19 protein-coding genes are annotated in these 19,007 nt (G+C 61.7%); 8 read left to right on the top strand and 11 right to left on the bottom strand.

Features of this window, described 5'->3' with window-relative positions; all coding sequences use genetic code 11:
* Positions 1–3: 3 nt before the first annotated feature.
* Together B3849_RS12705 and hemB are read right to left on the bottom strand one after the other, a co-directional pair.
* Positions 4–570 (bottom strand): YSC84-related protein, encoded by a 567-nt coding sequence (locus tag B3849_RS12705; RefSeq protein ID WP_005853509.1) that lies wholly within the window; start codon positions 568–570, stop codon positions 4–6.
* A 143-nt stretch (positions 571–713) separates the two neighbouring features.
* Positions 714–1,712, bottom strand: coding sequence for a porphobilinogen synthase (gene hemB, locus B3849_RS12700; protein ID WP_278426311.1), 999 nt, complete (start codon positions 1,710–1,712; stop codon positions 714–716).
* Positions 1,713–1,865: 153 nt separating this feature from the next.
* On the opposite strand from hemB, the gene B3849_RS12695 reads away from it, so the two are divergent.
* Together B3849_RS12695 and mfd are read left to right on the top strand one after the other, a co-directional pair.
* Positions 1,866–2,393 carry a component of SufBCD complex gene (locus tag B3849_RS12695; RefSeq protein ID WP_278426312.1) on the top strand — a complete coding sequence of 176 codons (528 nt, stop codon included), beginning with the start codon at positions 1,866–1,868 and terminating at the stop codon, positions 2,391–2,393.
* 31 nt (positions 2,394–2,424) lie between these two features.
* Complete coding sequence (gene mfd / locus B3849_RS12690; RefSeq protein WP_278426313.1) at positions 2,425–5,913, top strand: transcription-repair coupling factor; 3,489 nt, start codon at positions 2,425–2,427, stop codon at positions 5,911–5,913.
* A gap of 51 nt (positions 5,914–5,964) precedes the next feature.
* Here mfd and B3849_RS12685 read toward each other — a convergent pair whose 3' ends face one another.
* The 5 genes from B3849_RS12685 to mazG all read right to left on the bottom strand — a co-directional run bounded on the left by B3849_RS12685 (position 5,965) and on the right by mazG (position 10,670).
* The gene (locus tag B3849_RS12685; RefSeq protein ID WP_278426314.1) at positions 5,965–6,786 is read right to left on the bottom strand and encodes a DUF533 domain-containing protein; all 822 of its coding nucleotides are present in this window, start codon (positions 6,784–6,786) and stop codon (positions 5,965–5,967) included.
* 144 nt (positions 6,787–6,930) lie between these two features.
* Positions 6,931–8,343: a protein adenylyltransferase SelO gene (locus B3849_RS12680; protein ID WP_278426316.1), complete on the bottom strand. Its 1,413-nt coding sequence runs from the start codon at positions 8,341–8,343 to the stop codon at positions 6,931–6,933.
* 42 nt (positions 8,344–8,385) lie between these two features.
* The gene (locus B3849_RS12675) at positions 8,386–8,835 is read right to left on the bottom strand and encodes a GNAT family N-acetyltransferase (protein WP_005853523.1); all 450 of its coding nucleotides are present in this window, start codon (positions 8,833–8,835) and stop codon (positions 8,386–8,388) included.
* A complete protein-coding gene (locus tag B3849_RS12670; RefSeq protein ID WP_278426318.1) occupies positions 8,832–9,773 on the bottom strand; it encodes a nucleoside hydrolase in 942 nt (313 codons plus the stop codon). The genes B3849_RS12675 and B3849_RS12670 overlap by 4 nt, the downstream gene beginning before the upstream one ends.
* 72 nt (positions 9,774–9,845) lie before the next feature.
* Positions 9,846–10,670: a nucleoside triphosphate pyrophosphohydrolase gene (gene mazG / locus B3849_RS12665; RefSeq protein WP_037966320.1), complete on the bottom strand. Its 825-nt coding sequence runs from the start codon at positions 10,668–10,670 to the stop codon at positions 9,846–9,848.
* A gap of 62 nt (positions 10,671–10,732) precedes the next feature.
* On the opposite strand from mazG, the gene B3849_RS12660 reads away from it, so the two are divergent.
* The 3 genes from B3849_RS12660 (at position 10,733) to B3849_RS12650 (ending at position 13,385) form a co-directional block, all read left to right on the top strand.
* Complete coding sequence (locus tag B3849_RS12660; protein ID WP_278426320.1) at positions 10,733–11,902, top strand: M20 aminoacylase family protein; 1,170 nt, start codon at positions 10,733–10,735, stop codon at positions 11,900–11,902.
* A 1-nt stretch (position 11,903) separates the two neighbouring features.
* A complete protein-coding gene (gene speB / locus B3849_RS12655; RefSeq protein WP_278426321.1) occupies positions 11,904–12,881 on the top strand; it encodes an agmatinase in 978 nt (325 codons plus the stop codon).
* Between the two features lie 72 nt (positions 12,882–12,953).
* Complete coding sequence (locus B3849_RS12650) at positions 12,954–13,385, top strand: DUF1499 domain-containing protein (protein ID WP_278426322.1); 432 nt, start codon at positions 12,954–12,956, stop codon at positions 13,383–13,385.
* Here the strand turns inward: B3849_RS12650 and B3849_RS12645 are convergent.
* On the bottom strand, positions 13,326–13,631 hold the full coding sequence (locus B3849_RS12645; RefSeq protein ID WP_180827699.1) for a hypothetical protein: 306 nt from the start codon (positions 13,629–13,631) through the stop codon (positions 13,326–13,328). The two genes, B3849_RS12650 and B3849_RS12645, sit on opposite strands and share 60 nt — an antisense overlap.
* A 62-nt stretch (positions 13,632–13,693) precedes the next feature.
* On the opposite strand from B3849_RS12645, the gene prfA reads away from it, so the two are divergent.
* The 3 genes from prfA (at position 13,694) to B3849_RS12630 (ending at position 16,488) form a co-directional block, all read left to right on the top strand.
* Complete coding sequence (gene prfA / locus B3849_RS12640; protein ID WP_005853534.1) at positions 13,694–14,749, top strand: peptide chain release factor 1; 1,056 nt, start codon at positions 13,694–13,696, stop codon at positions 14,747–14,749.
* Positions 14,746–15,588, top strand: a complete 843-nt coding sequence (gene prmC, locus B3849_RS12635; RefSeq protein WP_074634919.1) for a peptide chain release factor N(5)-glutamine methyltransferase — start codon at positions 14,746–14,748, stop codon at positions 15,586–15,588. The genes prfA and prmC overlap by 4 nt, the downstream gene beginning before the upstream one ends.
* A 216-nt stretch (positions 15,589–15,804) precedes the next feature.
* Positions 15,805–16,488: a DUF4167 domain-containing protein gene (locus B3849_RS12630; RefSeq protein WP_278426324.1), complete on the top strand. Its 684-nt coding sequence runs from the start codon at positions 15,805–15,807 to the stop codon at positions 16,486–16,488.
* Between the two features lie 77 nt (positions 16,489–16,565).
* Here B3849_RS12630 and rsmA read toward each other — a convergent pair whose 3' ends face one another.
* From rsmA to B3849_RS12615, 3 genes are all read right to left on the bottom strand, one after another.
* Positions 16,566–17,408: a 16S rRNA (adenine(1518)-N(6)/adenine(1519)-N(6))-dimethyltransferase RsmA gene (gene rsmA / locus B3849_RS12625; protein WP_064216525.1), complete on the bottom strand. Its 843-nt coding sequence runs from the start codon at positions 17,406–17,408 to the stop codon at positions 16,566–16,568.
* 40 nt (positions 17,409–17,448) lie between these two features.
* Positions 17,449–18,435, bottom strand: a complete 987-nt coding sequence (gene pdxA, locus B3849_RS12620) for a 4-hydroxythreonine-4-phosphate dehydrogenase PdxA (protein ID WP_286780244.1) — start codon at positions 18,433–18,435, stop codon at positions 17,449–17,451.
* A partial coding sequence (locus B3849_RS12615; protein WP_414718048.1) for a peptidylprolyl isomerase occupies positions 18,432–19,007 on the bottom strand: 576 nt, incomplete at its 5' end. The genes B3849_RS12615 and pdxA, both read right to left, overlap by 4 nt.

The raw sequence follows: 19,007 nt of genomic DNA, 5'->3' as shown, positions 1-19,007 counted from the left end.
TGCTTAAGGAATGATGCGCGAATATTTCGTGCCTTCCAGCGTGGCACCGATACGCAGACCGGCACGGCCAAAGACGGCGGCCAGCACGGGGGCAAGCACGGTTGTGGTATCCGCTTCGACGCTTTCGCCACGATCCGAGATGACATATTCCAGATCGGCACCCGCGGCCCAACCGGGGGAGCGGCGGAAATCGCTGAGCGCGGCTTCGGTCATGAAGAACAGCACATGCGCATATTGCTGCGCCCCGATCTGCAAGCCGCCCGTCGCCTTGGTGACCGAGTAATAGTCGACAGTCACGTTATTCACCCGCAGCGCACCACGGCCATAGGCACCGCCAAAGCCAAGGCCAGCCTCGGTCACCAGCGGCATGATCAGCATACCGTTGGATTTTTCCGCCAGTTGCCGCGTGTTGGGGAAGCTGCGGTACATCGCGTTGAGCGTCGCATCAACGCGGGCGTCGATCATCCCGCTGCCACGGCTGCCGACACCGTTGCCACATGCCGCAACGGCACCCGCGCTTGCAATCGCACCCAAAGCGAAAGCCCGGCGCGAGAAAGTGTTGTTTGTCATAGTCTTCTGCCTGTAATTGCCTGTGCCGGTTCATCCGGTTTCTGCGCGATCTTATGCTCAAAACCCGCGGGTGTCACGAATTTAGGGCTTGAATCGGCGGTGATTTGCCACAAGTGGCGTGCTATTTGCGCATCGAAGCCGCGTTATCCGTTCATCAACCGCGCCACGGCGGGGGCAAAATAGGTCAAGACCCCGTCACAGCCCGCACGTTTGAACCCCATCAGGCTTTCCATCATCACGCGGTCTTCGTCGATCCAGCCATTCTGGGCGGCGGCTTTCACCATGCTGTATTCACCCGACACCTGATAGGCAAAAGTCGGCGCCCCGAAGCTGGATTTCACGCGGTGGCAGATATCAAGATACGGCATGCCGGGTTTGACCATGACCATATCGGCCCCTTCGCGCAGATCACGCTCGATCAGGCGGATCGCCTCGTTGCTGTTGGCGTAATCCATCTGATAGGTCTTCTTGTCGCCAGTCAGCGCCCCCGAGGCCCCGACAGCATCGCGGAACGGGCCATAGAAGGCCGAGGCGTATTTCGCCGCATAGCTCATGATCATCACATCCGAATGGCGCGCCCCTTCAAGACCTGCGCGGATCGCGGCGATGCGCCCGTCCATCATATCGGACGGCCCGATGATATCGGCCCCCGCGTCGGCCTGCGCCAGCGCCATCTTGACCAATGCTTCGACCGTACGATCGTTCACAATGATCCCGTCTTCGACAAAGCCGTCATGGCCGTTGATATTATAGGTATCCAGCGCGACATCGGTCATGAGGACCATATCGGGCACCGCCTCGCGGATCGCGCGAAGGGCGCGGTTGGCGTTGTTTTCAGGATCCCAAGCACCGGCGCAATCCTCTGTCCGGTCCTCGATACCGGTGTAAGGAAAGATACACATCGCCCCGATCCCCAGATCAGCCGCCTCGCGCGCGGCATCGACCAGCTTGTCAACGCTGCGCCGATAGACGCCGGGCATGGAGGGGACGGGCTCTTCCACGCCCTCACCGCTGCGCACGAATACCGGCCAGATCAGATCCCCCAAGGACAGCGCATTTTCACGGACCAATGCACGGACGCCCTCGGATTGACGGGTGCGGCGCAGGCGGGTGGCGGGAAAGGGGGCTTGTTGGGGTCTCATGCAAAAATACCTCAGATGCTATCGGGCAAGGCTTGCCACGTATTTTTGCACGGCTCAAGGCTAGGAATTTCGCGAACGCGCCGCTATGACAGGCAGACGATTGTAGGGCAGCACGTCTGAACACAATGATTTCACTTCAAAGATGAGCGCACCTTGACCCTCTATCAGACAATTTTCGAAGTCATCGACATGCGGTCTTTTTCCAACCTGTGGTACTGGATCGCCGTTGCGGTGATCTGGTCTTCTGCCAGCCATTGGGTCTTGGGCGTACCCTTTGATATGGTGCTGCGTGCGCGGCGCAACGGTGAACAGGCGCTGGTCGACCTGGAGGATATGGCACGCATCAACGTGAACCGTATTCTATATATCACCCAAGTGTCCGGCATCTGGATTTTGGGGTTCACCTGCTTTTTCATGACGATGCTCTTTACGCTGGCGGTTTTCTACCGTTTCGAATTCGCCCAAGCCGTGCTGTTGCTGGCCTTTCCGCTGTGTCTGGTAGGGGTGCTGAGCGTGTCGACCGCGCAGCAGATCCGCGAGGATTCCGGCGCCGGCGACCGCCTGATCAAACGGCTGAACCGTCACCGTCTTTATACCCAGATCATCGGGATGATTTCGATTTTCATCACATCGATGTGGGGCATGTACCAAAACCTTTATACAGGTCCGTTTGGCGGTTGAAAAAACCGCGATCGGATACAGGTAGCTGCTGATGTCAGAGAAATCCCAAATCACGCTGTCCGGCGTTCCCGAAGGTTTTGACGCACAGGCGGTGCTGAAAGAACTGGGCAAAAACGGCACACCGGTGTTGCATATTGCCCGCGATGACAAACGCATGGTGGCAATGCAGGCGGCGCTGCGCTTTTTCGCGCCGGATGTGCCTGTGGTGGTCTTCCCCGGATGGGATTGCCTGCCCTATGACCGCGTGTCGCCCAATGCCGATATCTCGGCGCAGCGGATGGCGACGCTGGCGGGACTGGTGCATGGAATGCCGGACCGTTTTATCCTGCTCACCACGCTAAACGCCGCGACCCAGCGGGTGCCTGCGCGCGATGTACTGCGCGATGCCGCGTTTTCGGCCCGTGTGGGCGACCGGATAGACGAGGCGGCTTTGCGCGGATTCCTTGTCCGCATGGGCTTTGTCCAGAGCCCGACGGTGACCGAGCCGGGCGACTACGCGATCCGTGGCGGCATCATCGACATTTTCCCACCCGGTGATCTTGGCCCTGTGCGGCTGGACCTCTTTGGCGATACGTTGGACGGGGCGCGCCGCTTTGATCCGGTGACGCAGCGCACTACAGAAAAGCTGGAGCTCGTGGAGCTTGCCCCCGTCAGCGAAGTCATCCTTGACGAAAGTGCTATCACCCGTTTCCGCCAGAACTACCGGATCGAATTCGGGGCCGCGGGGACCGATGATCCGCTGTATGAAGCGATCAGCGCAGGGCGCAAGCATCAGGGCGCGGAACACTGGATGTCGTTCTTTCACGAGACGCTCGAGACCTTGTTCGACTATGTGCCGCGGGCGACGATCACGCTGGACGACCAACTGACCGCGCAACGTCTGTCGCGGTGGGAGAGTATCGCAGATCAATACGAAACCCGCAGGCTGGCGATGGCGAACCGGTCGAAGATGGACAGCGTCTATAAGCCCGCACCGCCCGAGGGGCTGTACCTGACCGACACCGCGTGGGAAACCGCGCTGATCGGCAAACGCGTGATCAGTTTCAAGCCGCTCCCACAGCCGACGGGTCCGAATGTGCTGGATGCGGGCGGACGCTTGGGGCGTAACTTCGCGCCCGAGCGGCAACAGGAAACTGTAAGCCTTTTCGGTGCTTTGGCCGCACATATTAAAGCAAAACTTCAAGAAGGGCCGGTGGTCATCGCCAGCTATTCCGATGGCGCGCGGGAACGGCTGACTGGGCTGATCGAAGACGAAGGCATGGGCGAGACCATCGCCATCAAGAACGGCACCCGCATCGGCAAACGCGGTCTGCATCTGGCGGTTTGGGCGTTGGAACACGGGTTCGAAGCCCCTTGGGAAAGCGACAGCAGCGCGTCGAAACTGACTGTCATCTCTGAACAAGACATCCTTGGCGACCGCTTGATCCGCGCGCCGAAACGTAAACGGCGGGCCGAGAATTTCCTGACCGAGACACAATCGCTCAGCCCCGGCGATCTGGTCGTGCATGTGGATCACGGTGTCGGCCGCTATCTGGGGATGGAGGTGGTGACCGCCGCGGGTGCCGCCCATGAATGTTTGCTGCTGGAATACGCCGAAAGCTCGAAGCTCTATCTGCCGGTCGAGAATATCGAACTGCTGTCACGCTATGGCCATGACGAGGGGCTGCTTGACAAGCTGGGCGGTGGCGCGTGGCAGTCCAAGAAAGCCAAGCTCAAGGAACGCATCCGCGAGATGGCGGACAAGCTGATCCGCATCGCCGCCGAACGTGCGCTGCGCAAAGCGCCTGTCATGGATCCGCCCCCCGGCATGTGGGACGCGTTTTCCGCGCGCTTCCCCTATACCGAGACCGACGACCAGTTGAATGCTATCTCGGATGTGCTGGACGATCTGACCAGCGGCAACCCGATGGACCGGCTGATTTGCGGCGACGTAGGCTTTGGCAAGACCGAGGTCGCCATGCGCGCCGCCTTTGTCGCGGCGATGTCAGGGCTGCAGGTGGCGATTGTCGCGCCGACGACCCTGCTGGCACGTCAACACTATAAATCCTTCGCCGAACGCTTCCGTGGATTCCCGCTTGAGGTGCGTCAACTGTCGCGTTTTGTCACCGCGAAAGAGGCCACAGCCACCCGCGACGGCATCAATCGCGGCACCGTCGATGTGGTGGTGGGCACCCATGCGCTGCTGGCAAAGACGGTCAAGTTCAAGAACCTCGGCCTGCTGATTATTGATGAAGAACAACACTTTGGCGTGGGTCACAAAGAACGGCTGAAGGCGATGCGCACGGATATTCACGTGCTGACCCTGACCGCCACGCCGATCCCGCGCACCCTGCAGCTTAGCCTGACGGGCGTGCGCGACCTGTCGATCATCGGCACGCCCCCTGTCGACCGTCTGGCCATCCGCACCTATGTCAGCGAATTTGATGCCGTCACCCTGCGCGAGGCGCTATTGCGTGAACATTATCGCGGCGGGCAGTCCTTCTATGTTGTGCCCCGCATCACCGATCTGCCCGAAATCGAAGCGTTCCTGAAAGAGCAACTGCCCGAGCTGTCCTATCTTGTTGCCCATGGGCAGATGGCCGCCGGAGAGCTCGACGACCGGATGAACGCGTTTTACGACGGGAAATATGACATCCTGCTGGCCACGACGATTGTGGAATCCGGTCTGGATATCCCGACCGCCAATACGATGATCGTGCACCGTGCCGATATGTTTGGTCTGGCGCAGCTCTACCAGATCAGGGGCAGGGTGGGCCGATCAAAAACCCGCGCCTATGCCTATCTGACAACCAAACCCCGTGCCAAGCTGACTGCCACCGCAGAGAAGCGTTTGCGGGTGTTGGGCAGCCTCGACACGCTTGGGGCAGGCTTTACGCTGGCGTCGCAGGATCTTGATATTCGGGGTGCGGGCAACCTGCTGGGCGAGGAACAATCCGGCCAGATGCGCGACGTGGGGTTCGAGCTTTATCAATCCATGCTGGAAGACGCGATTGCCAAGATCAAGTCGGGCGAGCTGGAAGGCGTGATCGACGACGATGGGCAGTGGGCACCGCAAATCAATCTGGGCGTGCCGGTGCTGATCCCCGAGGATTACGTCCCTGATCTGGATGTGCGGCTCGGGCTTTACCGTCGCCTGTCCGAACTGACCACCAAGGTCGAGCTGGAAGGCTTTGCCGCAGAGCTGATCGACCGTTTCGGCAAGCTGCCGAAAGAGGTGAACACGCTGATGCTGGTCGTGCGGATCAAGGCGATGTGCAAACGCGCCGGTATTGCCAAGCTGGATGGCGGGCCCAAGGGCGTCACGATCCAGTTTCACAACGACAAATTCGCCTCGCCCGAGGGGTTGGTCACCTTCATTCAGGACCAACGCGGACTGGCAAAGGTCAAAGAGAACAAGATCGTCGTCAAGCGCGACTGGAAAACCGATGCCGACAAGATCAAAGGGGCCTTTGCCATCGCCCGTGATCTGGCAGAGCATGTGATCGCCAAGGAAAAGAAGGCCAAGAAAGCAAAAGCCTGACCCGTTGCCGGATCAGGCTTTCACAACCGTCTGTGGTCAGGCCGCGCCGCTTTAGGTGTAGAGCGACGGCACCCCCATCTGGGCGTGGATCTCGTTCACCGCGGCGGGCTGCATCCCATAGGCGCTGGCCAGCTTGTGCAGATATTGCGCCTCTTCCTGCGTATCCAGATCAATCGCCAGCAGCGACATCGCATAGATTTGCGGGCCCATGCCGTCGGGTGTCTGGGCGACCAGCGCGTCGACATCCACAGGGGCTTCCATCTGGCCTTGCACGAATGCGGCCTCGTCGGCGTCCACGTCGCCCAGATGGTTCAGCAGCTTTTCACGCTCGGACTCATCAAATGTGCCGTCGGATTTCGCGGCCTGGATCATTGCGGCGATCATCAGCGCGGCGGTGGCCTCCTGATCGCGCGAGGGGGTGATTTCGGGGGCAGGGTTGCTATCGAATTGCGAGTTCAGCACCGCGCCAAAGTCTGCCTCTGGCCGTTCGGGGGCTTTTTGGCTGGCACCGCCCAGGCTGGACAGCAGACCGCCCGCACCTGCGGCACCGGCAAGCCCACCCAGCAGCCCGCCAAGGCCGCCTGAACTGCCAGACGTGCTGGTGCCTGTGCCGCCGCCAAGCTGGTTCAGCAAACCGCCCAAGCCGCCGCTGCTGGCACCGGACGATCCCCCCATCAAACCACCCAGCATATCCTGCAGGTTACCGCCCGAGCCGCCCGTGCTGCCGCCAGTCAGACCGCCCAACAATCCGCCTAGACCGCCGCCGCTGCTGGCGCTGCCGGTCGTGGATTTATTCTTGTTCATCATGGCGCTGGCCCCTTTGGCCACAGCCACACCGATCGCCACTTTGGCCAATGTTTTTATCAAGCTCATTATCGATAATCCTTTTGGGTCAAATCGCCTGCAAGTCTGTTGCAGTTTACTGTGCAAAACAACCAAAAGATCGCGGGGGTTCCCGCTTGTCGACGTGCTTGACGGTGGGCCAGCGGGTGGCACCTGCCACCCGCTGGCCGTCGTTCAGGTGCCGCAGAAGGTGGCCGGCACGATTTCCTGCGTCGTTGGCGCGCGGTGCAGATCGGCGTCGGTTTCGCGGTACGGGCGGGCAAGCGCTGTCATCAGCCGGTGGAACGGGTCCATATCACCAGCGACGGCGGCGTTGATCATCGCCTCTATGCGGTGGTTGCGCGGGATCACGGCAGGGTTGGCGGCATTCATGACCGATTTAGGGTCCGGCTCGGCCGCGATGCGCTGCTGCCACGCGTCGCGCCAGTTGGCAAAGGCCGCGCGGTCGGTGAACTGGCCGGCGGCGTCATCGCCTGACAGCGCGCGGAACGCATTGGTAAAATCCGCGCCATCCGTTTGCATCAGCGACAACAGGGCGTCGATCAGCGCAGTATCTTCAGCCTTGGGCGCCGTGATCCCGATCTTGGCAGCAAAGCGTCTCAGCCAGGCTTGCTCGATCAACGCGGGCATGGCGTGCACGATCTCTGTCGCCTCGGCCACGCCGCTTTCGGGATCATCAAGCTGCTGCAACAACGAGGTTGCAAGCTGCGCCATATTCCACACGACGATCTGCGGCTGATTGGCATAGGCATAGCGCCCCTGACGGTCGATGGAGCTGAACACACGGTTAGGGTGGAACGCATCCATGAAGGCGCAGGGGCCGTAATCAATCGTCTCGCCCGAGATGGCGCAATTATCGGTGTTCATCACCCCGTGAATAAAGCCCACAGACATCCACGCCGCGACCAGATCCGCCTGTGCTGCGCAGACCGCGCGCAGCAGGCCCAAGGGCCCGTCCGCCTGCGGGTAGTGCCGCTGGATCGCATAGTCGGTGAGGCGGCGCAGATTTTCGACCTCGCCCCGATGGGCAAAGACCTGAAACGTCCCCACACGCAGATGGCTTGCGGCGACGCGGGTCAGCACGGCACCGGGCAGGGCGGTTTCGCGAAAGACATCCTCGCCACTTTGCACAGCGGCCAAGGCGCGGGTGGTGGGGATGCCTAGGGCGTGCATCGCCTCGGACACCACATATTCGCGCAGCACCGGCCCAAGCCAGGCGCGCCCGTCGCCGCCACGGGAATAGGGCGTGCGCCCCGATCCTTTCAGCTGGATATCGCGGCGCTGGCCCTTTGCATCCAGCACCTCGCCCAAGAGGATCGCGCGACCATCGCCAAGCTGCGGGTTGTAATTCCCGAACTGATGCCCCGCATAAAGCTGCGCCAGCGGATCGGCACCGGCGGGCAGTTCGTTCCCGCTGAAGATAAAGGCCAGATCCTCGGTCGATCCGTGGGTGATCCCCAGCGTCTTGGCCAGCGGCGCGTTGAAAGCCAGCAGTTTGGGATCGGCCACTGGCGTCGGCGTGGTGCGGGTGAAAAAGCCATCGGGCAAGGCCGCGTAGCTGTTATCGAAGGGGGCTGATACTGTCATAGGGCAGATATAGGGGCCGCGGCCCCACCTTGCCAGTCCGCGTCAGAATTTGCGCGACATGAACATATAGTTTTCGCGAGGGCGAAAGCCTGCACGGTGGTAAAGCTTCTGCGCGATCTCGTTGCTACGCTCTACCTCAAGATGGATCGCGCGCAGACCGCCGCCCGCCAGCGCATTCGGGACGGCCAGCAATGCCTCTGTCGCGATGCCACGGCCACGCACGCCGGGGCGCACGTAGATTTCATCGATAATCGCGTCCAGACCGCCGAATTCAACCGACCAGCCGAAGGTAATAATGATATAGCCGATGGGCGCACGGGCAGGGCCGATCAGATAGGCCACCCCATAGGGCGTGCCTTCGAGCAGCGGTGCCAGCCCGTTGCGGCGGTCGTCATCCGTCTGCTCGATCCCCGTCTCGGCGTGAAAGCTGCCCACGAGGGCAACGAGACGGTCCAGATGCTCTGGCTTGGCAAGGGTGAAGGCCGCGCTCATAGACGGGCCAACCGTTCGGTCAGCAGGGCAAAGAAGCCATCAGAATCCAGATCGCCCATAAAGGTCGCATTGGGGGCGCGGTCGGTCACGCCCCACCAATCGGCGACGGTCATACCCATGGTAAGCTCTGACTCTGTCTCGATCTCGACGTTGATGTGGCGGCCTTTGAACAGATCGGGGTTGATCAGATAGGCGGTGACGCAAGGGTCATGCAGCGGCGCGCCGTCAGAGCCGTATTTCTCTTTGTCGAACCGTTCGAAGAAATCGGTCATTTCAGCCACGGCGATGCCCACAGGCGTGCCAAGGGCGCGGAAAGCGTCATTGCGCGCTTTGGTCACCAGCGCCTTATGGGTGACGTCCAGCGGCATGACAACGATAGGAGCGCCGGATTTGAACACGATATCAGCGGCTTGCGGATCGACGTAGATGTTGAACTCCGCCGTTGGGGTGATGTTGCCCCCTTCGAAATAGCCGCCGCCCATCAGCACGATCTTGGCGATGCGATCGGCGATATCAGGTGCTTTTTGCAACGCGGTGGCGATATTGGTCAGCGGTCCCAGCGGGCATAGCGTGACGGTTCCCGGAGCGTTATCGCGCAGCGTGTCGATGATGAAATCCACCGCATGGCCTTCGGCCATCGGCATGGTAGGCTCGGGCAGATCGGGGCCGTCCAGCCCGGTCTTGCCGTGCACATGCTCTGCCGTGACCAGATCGCGGCCCAGGGGGCGGTCGCATCCGGCAAAGACTTTAACATCCCGTTTGCCTGCCAATTCGCACACGATCCGGGCGTTGCGCGAGGTGAGGTCCAGCGGCACATTGCCCGCGACGCAGGTGATTCCCAGAACATCAAGCTCTTCGGGGCTGGCCAAAGCGACAAGGATCGCTACGGCGTCATCCTGACCGGGGTCCGTGTCGATAATGATCTTGCGCGGTGTCATGGGCTCTCCTGTCTTGGCTGTGCCAGAGCCTTGCCGCAAGTGCCGCGACTTGTCCAGCAGGCACGGGCGGTCCTAGCTGCGTTCCGCCCGTTTTACATCCTCCCACAGGGCATCCATCTCGGCGAGATCACTGTCCGAGGGCGATTTACCTCGTGCGGCCAACCGTGCCTCTACGCCGTTGAAGCGGCGGATGAATTTGGCGTTGGCAGCGCGCAGGGCGGCTTCGGGTTCGACCCCAAGATGCCGGCCCAGATTGGCCATGACGAACATCAGGTCACCGTATTCCTCGGTTACCTCGGCCTGGGTCAGGGTATCACGCGCCTCGACCAGTTCGGTCGCTTCCTCGGTGATCTTGGCGATCACATCATCGACCTGCGGCCAGTCAAACCCGACACGGGCCGCCCGTTTCTGCAGCTTGTAGGCGCGCAGCAGCGCGGGCAGGCCAACGGCCACACCGTCAAGCGTTCCCCCCTGGGCCTTGCCCGCGCGTTCTGCCGCCTTGATCTTTTCCCAATCCGCGGTCTGTTGCTCGGCTGATTTATCGCGGCTTTCATCGCCGAAAACATGCGGGTGCCGCGCGACCATCTTGTCCGAGATATTGCGCACCACCGTCTGAAAGCTGAACCGCCCGTCCTCTTCGCCCATGGCCGTGTGATACACGGTCTGGAGCAGCAGATCGCCCAACTCTCCCTCGAGCTCGGGCCAGTCGCGACGCTCGATCGCATCGGCGACTTCATAGGCTTCTTCAATGGTATAGGGGGCAATGCTGTCGAAATCCTGTTCGATATCCCAAGGGCATCCGGTTTGCGGGTCACGCAGGCGGCGCATGATTTCCAGCAAGCGTTCGATCCCGGCGTCGCGATCGTGGATCAACGCATCATTTCTTGTCTCGGCCATTGCAGCCCCCATGTGTCTGATGTCAGATGCAACCTGACCAACATCCCCACAGGAGTCCAGTAATGCCCGTCGTGAACCGTATCGCGGATTATGCCCCCCAGATGACAGAATGGCGCAGATATCTGCACACGATCCCGGAACTGGGGAATGACTGCTTCAAGACCGCAGCTTTCGTGGCGGAACGCCTGCGCGACTTCGGCGTGGACGAGCTGCACGAAGGCTTTGCCACCACGGGTATCGTCGCCATTATCAACGGTCAGGCCGAGGGGCCAACCATCGGGCTGCGCGCCGACATGGATGCGCTGCCGATCCCCGAGGAAACCGGGCTGGACTATGCCAGCACCCACGCAGGCAAGATGCACGCCTGCGGGCACGACGGGCACACAACGATGCTGCTGGGGGCGGCGAAATATCTGGCGGAAACGCGCAATTTCGCGGGCCGCGTGGCGCTGATCTTCCAACCTGCCGAAGAAACCGGCGGTGGGGCCGAAGTGATGGTCGAGGAAGGGATCCTTGATCGCTTCGACATCGGTCAGGTCTATGCGCTGCACAATGCACCCGGCTTTGAGAAAGGGGGCTTTTACACATCCCCCGGCGCGATGATGGCGGCGGTCGATGAGTTTCACATCCACATCAAGGGCTTGGGTGGTCATGGTGCCACACCGCATCTGACCCGCGATCCGGTCGTCGCCGCCTGTGGTATTGCGACGGCATTGCAGACCATCGTCAGCCGCAACCACTATGCGCAGGATGATCTTGTCGTTTCGGTCACGCAGATCCACACGGGCACCACCGACAACGTGATCCCCGAAACGGCCTATATCAACGGCACGGTACGCAGCTTTGACAAAGAGGTGCAGGCCATGGTGATCCGCCGGATGGAGCAGATCGTCGCCGGGCAGGCCGCCAGCTATGATGTCAGCGCGACACTTGAGTATGAAAAGGGCTACCCCGCCACGGTGAACACCCCGGAAGAGGCCGGATTTGCCGCCGCCGTTGCCACCGAGATTGCGGGCGAGGACCGCGTTATTGCCGATAATGGCCGCGAGATGGGGGCCGAGGATTTCAGTTATATGCTGGAAAAACGCCCCGGTGCCTATTTGTTCATCGGGCAGGGTGACACCGCAGGGCTGCACCACGCCGCCTATAACTTCGAGGATGAGATCGCGCCCGTGGGTGCATCCTTTTTTGCCCGCATCGTCGAGCGGGCCCAACCATTAGGAGCCAAGTAACATGGGTTTGGAAGACGCGAAAAATCAGGTTGATCAAGCCTTTACCCGCGATGATCTAAAAGGGCCGAGCTTCGAGAACGCCTTTGGCGGGGCCACGTCCTTTCTGCGCCGGCGCTATACCAAAGACCTGCACGGCGTGGACATCGCCGTGACCGGCGTGCCCTTTGATCAGGCCGTGACCAACCGTACCGGCACCCGTCTGGGCCCGCGCGCGATCCGCGAAGCGTCTTCCTTGCAGCCCTACGACCCGCCCTATGGCTGGGATTTCGACGTACTCAGCGAGTTTGCCATCGCCGACTATGGCGATCTGGCGTTCGACTATGGTCACACAAGCCAGTTTCCCGCCGCTTTAACAAACCATATCAAAGGGATACTGGACGCAGGTGCAGCAAGTGTGACCCTGGGCGGAGACCACTACATCAGTTTCCCGATCCTCAAGGCCTATGCCGAAAAATACGGTCCTATCAGTCTGTTACAGTTCGATGCGCATTCGGATACATGGCCCGACGATGATATGGACCGGATCGACCACGGCACCATGTTCTACAAGGCGGTGAAATCGGGCATCGTTGATCCGAAAACCTCGGTTCAGGTGGGCATCCGCACGACCAACCCCGATACGCTTGGCGTGACAACCATCGACGCGCGCGAGGTCCACGAGAAGGGGCCGCAGGCAGCCGTTGCCAAAATGAAACAGGTACTTGGCGACCGTCCTTGCTATCTTACATTCGATATCGACGCGCTTGATCCGGCCTTTGCGCCGGGTACAGGCACGCCGGTATGGGGCGGGCTCACGTCGGCGCAGGCGGCGATCATGATGCGGGATCTGGCGGGGATCAACATCGTGGGCGGCGACATCGTTGAAGTCTCTCCGCCTTTTGACACGACCGGTGCGACAGCGATCGCGGGGGCCCATGTGGCGACCGAGATTCTGTGCTTGCTGGGGTGGAACATGCGGCAGACCAAAGCCCGCGCGTAGCCACTGGCGGCGCAGTTTGCGACGGCAGGACGCTCCGCGGGGAGTTTATTTGGCAAAATGAAGGTAAAGATAATGATGGCATTTTTCTGGATCGCACTGGCGATTTTCGTCGCCTTGCAGGCGTACATCCGTCTTGCACCCGCCCCCGCGACCCGCTGGGAATTGGGCGCGGTCGACAAGGCCCCCGGCGATTACCCGTCGGAGGGGGGCTTTATGGCCGTGCGCGAGGTTGACGGCGATGGCACGGCGTTCTTGAACCGGTTTGAGGACGCGATGTTGTCTTTGCCCCGAACCCAGCGGATCGACAGCACCGCAGGTAAGGCGCTGTATGTCACACGCTCGGCCTTCTGGGGCTTTCCCGATTACACCAGCGTCGCGATCACCCCCGTTGACGGGGCGGATCAGAGCCGCGCGGTGGTCTATGGGCGGCTGCGCTTTGGCCGGTCAGATATGGGTGTGAACGCCAAGCGTTTGAAGCGGGTTCTGGCGCAAGCCGGGGTCTAGGCGCTGTGCGAGGCCGGGGCAGGCCTCGCCGATATCGCGCCACATGGGCACGTTCAGCGACATCTGGCATTGCGCGGCAAAGCGGCGACCGTTGACATCGAGGCAGATCGTTTGCCCCAGCTCGACCCGCTGGCCGTTGCGGTCGGTGCAATAGCACTCCACCGTTTTGCGCCCCGAGGGCGCAGGGTCCGCCGCAAGCGACGGGGCAAGGCAGATCAGACTGAAAACCAGCGAAATGCGTTTCATAGGGGCATCATAGCACAGGCTGGGTCTTGACCATAGCCGCTTCATCAGCGACATCCAGCGGTATGATCCCCATGGACCGCCTTGCCCAAATCACCCAACGTTTCCAGTTTCTGGAGGCGTCGATGTCTGCTGGCTCTGACGGGGCGGATTTTGCCAAGCTGGCCAAGGAATACGCAGATCTGCGCCCTGTGGTCGAACAGATCGACGCCTATCGCCAGTTGCTGCAAGACATGGATGACGCTCGCGCCATGCTGAAAGACCCCGAGATGGCGGAGCTGGCCGAGGAAGAGCTGCCGCGCCTGAAGGCCGCCTTGCCACAGGCGGAGGCTGATTTGCAGTTGGCGCTGCTGCCGCGGGACGAGGCCGACAAAAAGCCCGCGATGCTGGAGATCCGCCCAGGCACCGGCGGGGATGAGGCCGCACTTTTCGCCGCCGATCTGCTGCGCATGTATCAACGCTATGCCGAGGCGCGGGGCTGGAAGGTCGAGCTGATCGAACAACAGTTCACCGAGCTTGGCGGCGTCAAAGAGGTCGTGGCCCATATCAAGGGCGAGAATGTCTTTGCCCGTCTGAAATACGAATCCGGTGTGCACCGCGTGCAGCGCGTGCCCTCTACCGAAAGCGGCGGGCGTATCCATACCTCTGCCGCGACTGTCGCTGTTCTGCCAGAGGCAGAGGATGTGGATATTCACATCGACGCCAATGATCTGCGGATCGATACAATGCGCAGTTCAGGGGCGGGTGGGCAACACGTCAACACCACCGATTCTGCCGTGCGCATCACCCACCTGCCGACGGGGCTGGTGGTGACGTCTTCCGAGAAATCGCAGCACCGCAACCGCGAGATCGCGATGCAGGTGCTGAAAGCGCGGCTTTATGATATGGAGCGTCAGCGGGTGGACAGTGAACGATCGGCCAGCCGTGCGGCGCAGGTGGGGTCGGGGGACCGGTCTGAACGGATCCGGACCTATAACTTCCCGCAAGGGCGCCTTACCGACCACCGGATCAACCTCACCCTCTACCGGCTTGAAGCCGTGATGCAGGGCGATCTGGACGAGATTGTCGATGCGCTGACCGCGGATGCGCAGGCGCAGCTGCTGGCCGAGATGGGGCAGTGAGCGCGCCAACCGCCGCGCAAGCCATGGTCGCCGCCACAGCGCGATTGCGCGCAGCGGGCGTGCCTGACCCTGCACGGGATGCGCGGATCTTGCTGGCGCATGCGGCCTCGGTCGATGCGGCGCGGGTGACGTTGATCGCGCCCGAGGAAATCGCGCCGGATATTGCCGAACGCTACGAAAAGCTGATCGCCTTGCGGGCGGTGCGCGTGCCGGTCTCGCATCTGGTAGGGCAGCGGGCGTTTTACGGGCGCGACTTCAAGGTCAGCCGCGATGTGCTCGATCCGCGGCCCGAGACCGAATCCCTTATTGAACTGGCGCTGTCCGAGCCCTTTGAACGGGTGCTTGATCTGGGCACGGGATCGGGCTGTATTCTGGTGACGCTTCTGGCCGAACAGCAAGATGCACGCGGCGTGGGCCTTGATCTGTCCGAAGCTGCCTGTCTGCAGGCCAGCGCCAATGCGGTGTTGCACGGGGTACAGGCACGCGCGGAGATCAAGCAATCGGATTGGTTCAGCGCGGCCGAGGGGCGGTTCGATCTGATCGTCTCCAACCCGCCATATCTGGCACAAAGCGAGATGGCGGATGTCTCGCCCGAACTGCGCCTGCATGAACCCGAGATGGCATTGACCGACGGGCAGGATGGGTTGAGTGTGTACCGTATCATCGCCGCGCAGGCGCAGGGATATCTGACGCCCACAGGCCGCGTTCTGGCAGAGATCGGCTGGCAACAGGGTGCCGATGTGAAAGCGATCTTTGAGGCAGCCGGTTGGGGCCGGGTGCGCATCTTGCCCGATCTGGGCGGGCGCGACCGTGTCCTTTGGGCCGATACGCCAGCATAAACACGCCAAAACTTGTCATTTGGGGGTGTTTTTCGCCAATTTCCACTTGCTCCAAATCATTTGCCGTGCTTATTCAAGGATGTTGCAGCGGTGGATGCCTTTTGGGCGGTCCCGCGCGGCGTTAAGCCCAACAGAGCGTAAAGCTAGCTTTTCAGGGACGCGACTGCGTCCGGCAGCTTATTCCGAAGCCCAGCATAACAAGGCTGAACTGATTACATGAAATCTTCCAGATCACGGTCCCGGTCCAAGAATAATCGCAACCGTCAGCCGCAAGGTGGCAACGTCGTTAACCGCGTTTTCGACAGTTCTGGCCCCGAAGGCAAGGTCCGCGGCACGCCGCAGCAGATTATCGAGAAATACAACCAGTTGGCGCGTGACGCCCAGCTGAGCAACGACCGCGTGGCGGCAGAGAACTTCCAGCAGCACGCCGAACATTACCTGCGGATGCTGTCCGAAGCACAACGCGAGATTGACCAGCGTCGCGATCAGCAAGAACGCGAGAACCGCGAACGTCAGGCAGAGCGGGACCGCGAGCGGGTAGAGCGTCAGGAACGCGAAGCTGCCCAAGCCGGTCAGAACACTGCGGATCAACCTGCCACGGAAGCAGATACGGGCGACAAATCCGATGCGCCCCAGCAGGACAACGCCAAGGGCGATGCCCCCAAGCGCCGCCGCAGCCGCAGCAACAACCAGAATGATAATGCCCCTAAGTCGGACAGCGCGCCCAAGTCGGATGGCGATGACGCGCAAGACGGCATTGCGGCAGATGACAATCTGGTGGACACGCCCGAGAACAAGCCCAAGCCCCGACGCGCGCCGCGCCGCAAACCTGCCCCCAAAGAAGAGACGAGCGAACCGGCCAAGGACAACAGTGGCGATCAGCCCGAAGCGGCCGAATAAACGCTTTGACATCGTAACAAAGGCCCCGCGATTGCGGGGCCTTTTGCGTTTCGGACGGTAAGCGTGTTGTGGTGGCCTTAGCCCTTGGCGATTTCGCGGGCCAGCGCGCAGAAGCCTTCCAGCGGCACCTGTTCGGCGCGCTCCGTCGGTTTCAATCCGGCCGCAAGCAAACGATCCTCTATATCCGGTGCGGTTCCTTTAAGGGCAGAGCGTAGCATTTTGCGCCGCTGATTAAAGGCGGCCGCCACAACGCGGTTCAACACATCAGGATCCGCCGGAAAGCGGGGTTCGGGCAGGGCCGTCAGATGCACCACAGCGGAGGAGACTTTGGGCGGCGGGGTAAACGCCTCTGGTGGCAGGTTCAGCACGATACGCGCATCGGCCCGCCACTGTGCCAGCAGCGCCAGACGGCCATAGGCCTTGGAGCCGGGCTTGGCCACAATCCGCTCTGCCACTTCGCGCTGGAACATCAACGTCAGGCTTTGCCAGAACGGTGGCCATTCCTGCGGGGTCAACCAGCGCACCAGCAGCTCTGTCCCGACGTTATAAGGCAGGTTCGCCGCAATACGGATCGGTGGGGTCAGATGGGCCAGCGGGTCGATTTCAAGGGCGTCGCCTTCGATCACCGTCAGACGGTCGGGATAGGCCTCGGCGATCTCGGCCAAAGCGGGCAGGCAGCGTTTGTCTTTCTCGATCGCCAGCACGCGGCGCGCGCCTTCGGACAGCAACCCGCGCGTCAACCCCCCGGGGCCCGGCCCGATTTCAAGCACATCACATTCGGTCATATCGCCCGCTTGTCGCGCGATCTTGGCTGTGAGGTTCAGGTCGAGCAGAAAGTTCTGGCCCAGCGATTTGCGCGCCTTCAGGTCATGGGTATTGATCACCTCGCGCAGGGGCGGCAGGTTGTCGATTGTGCTCATTCTTGGACCTGTGAAACAGAAGGGTTCCGGGGGCGCGGGGTCATGATTGCGCCATGCGATAGGCCATGCGCAGCGCCTCGACCATGCTGGTGGGGTTGGCGATGCCCTGACCCGCGATGTCAAAGGCGGTGCCGTGATCGGGAGAGGTGCGGATGAACGGCAGACCGAGCGTCACATTGACGCCGCGGTCGAAATCCAGCGTCTTGATCGGGATCAGCGCCTGATCGTGATACATGGCAATCGCCGCGTCATAGCGCGACCGTGCCGCGGCGTGGAACATCGTATCGGCAGGGTGCGGGCCGCTCAGGTCATAGCCTTCGTCCTGCATCCGGGTGACCAGCGCCGTCATCCAATCTGCTTCCTGACGACCCATCGTACCGCCTTCGCCCGCATGGGGGTTCAGACCTGCGATGGCTATTCTAGGTGCCTTGATCCCGAATTGAGTGCGAAGCCCCGCCGCCGTAATCTCTATCACGCGGCGCAGATGGGCGGGGGTCAGCACATTGGGGACCTGATCCAGCGCGATATGGATCGTGGCCGGCACCACCCGCAGTTGGTCAGAGGCAAGCATCATCACCACATCGTTTCCCCCCGCCAGCGCGGCAAGATATTCGGTGTGGCCCGGGTAGGCGAAACCGGCCCCGTCCTTAAGCGCCTTTTTGTGAATGGGCGCAGTGGTCAACGCAGATGCGGCCCCGCTGCGCACCAGGTCAACACCGCGCGCGATCACGTCGATCACCCCCTGCGCATTGGCAGGGTCCGGCTTGCCCGCGACGGCACCGGCGGCAAAATCGTGGCGCAGTACGGGCAAAGCGTCGCTGCCCGCGGCAAGCGCGTCCGACGGGCTGTCGATAATGCAATGGGGAATGTCTTGGGGCAGGTGGCGCGGATCCCCGATCCAGGCGAGCGGCACTTCGCCTGCCAGCATCGCCCAGGCCCGTGCGGCGACCTCTGGTCCGATGCCAGAGGGTTCGCCGCAAGAGATCACAACCGGCTTGTCGGCCAAGCCCGTCTTGGCTTGGGTCATTTGCGAACGATGCGCGCGTCGGCCCGCAATTGCTCCAGCAGCTGTTCGGCATAGCCGGTCAGCCGTTCCTGACGCAGCGCATTGGTCACATCCTCGCGCGAGGCGGAGGCATTGGCGGCGGCGGTACGCCCACACATCATCAGCAGCATCAGCGTCTGACCATTGGCGCGGGTCAACGTGGTCGAAACCTCGCCCGTGTCGAGCTTGGACAGTTCAATCGCCACGTCCTGCGGGATGTCCGAGGGGGCTTTTTTCACACGCTCCAACACTTCGGCGGGCTGGCCTTTGGCGACGCCGTAAAGGTCATCGCAGGTATCGATGCGGCCACGGATCTGCGCCGCCTGAGCCAGCGCGGGTTCTGTGCGGCCACCGGGGATGTAATAGGCTGCGTATTCAATCTCGGAATAGGTCGGCGCGGAGACGCTGGTTTCCTCGATGTCGCGCAGTTGAAACAATGCCACGGCGTTGGGGATCGGCAGCGGGTCGGTAACCTCGCCCGGTGCGAGGTTCAGGATCAGCGGCTGCAGGCTTGGCGGCAGGTCGGTCAGGTTCTGCCACGGCAGCCGCCCGCC

This window comes from Sulfitobacter sp. UBA4523 (assembly GCF_002388305.1).
GTDB classification, from domain to species: Bacteria; Pseudomonadota; Alphaproteobacteria; order Rhodobacterales; family Rhodobacteraceae; genus Sulfitobacter; species Sulfitobacter pontiacus.
The sequence above is the reverse complement of the archived record's forward strand: the minus strand, read 5'-3'. Positions and strand labels throughout refer to the sequence as shown.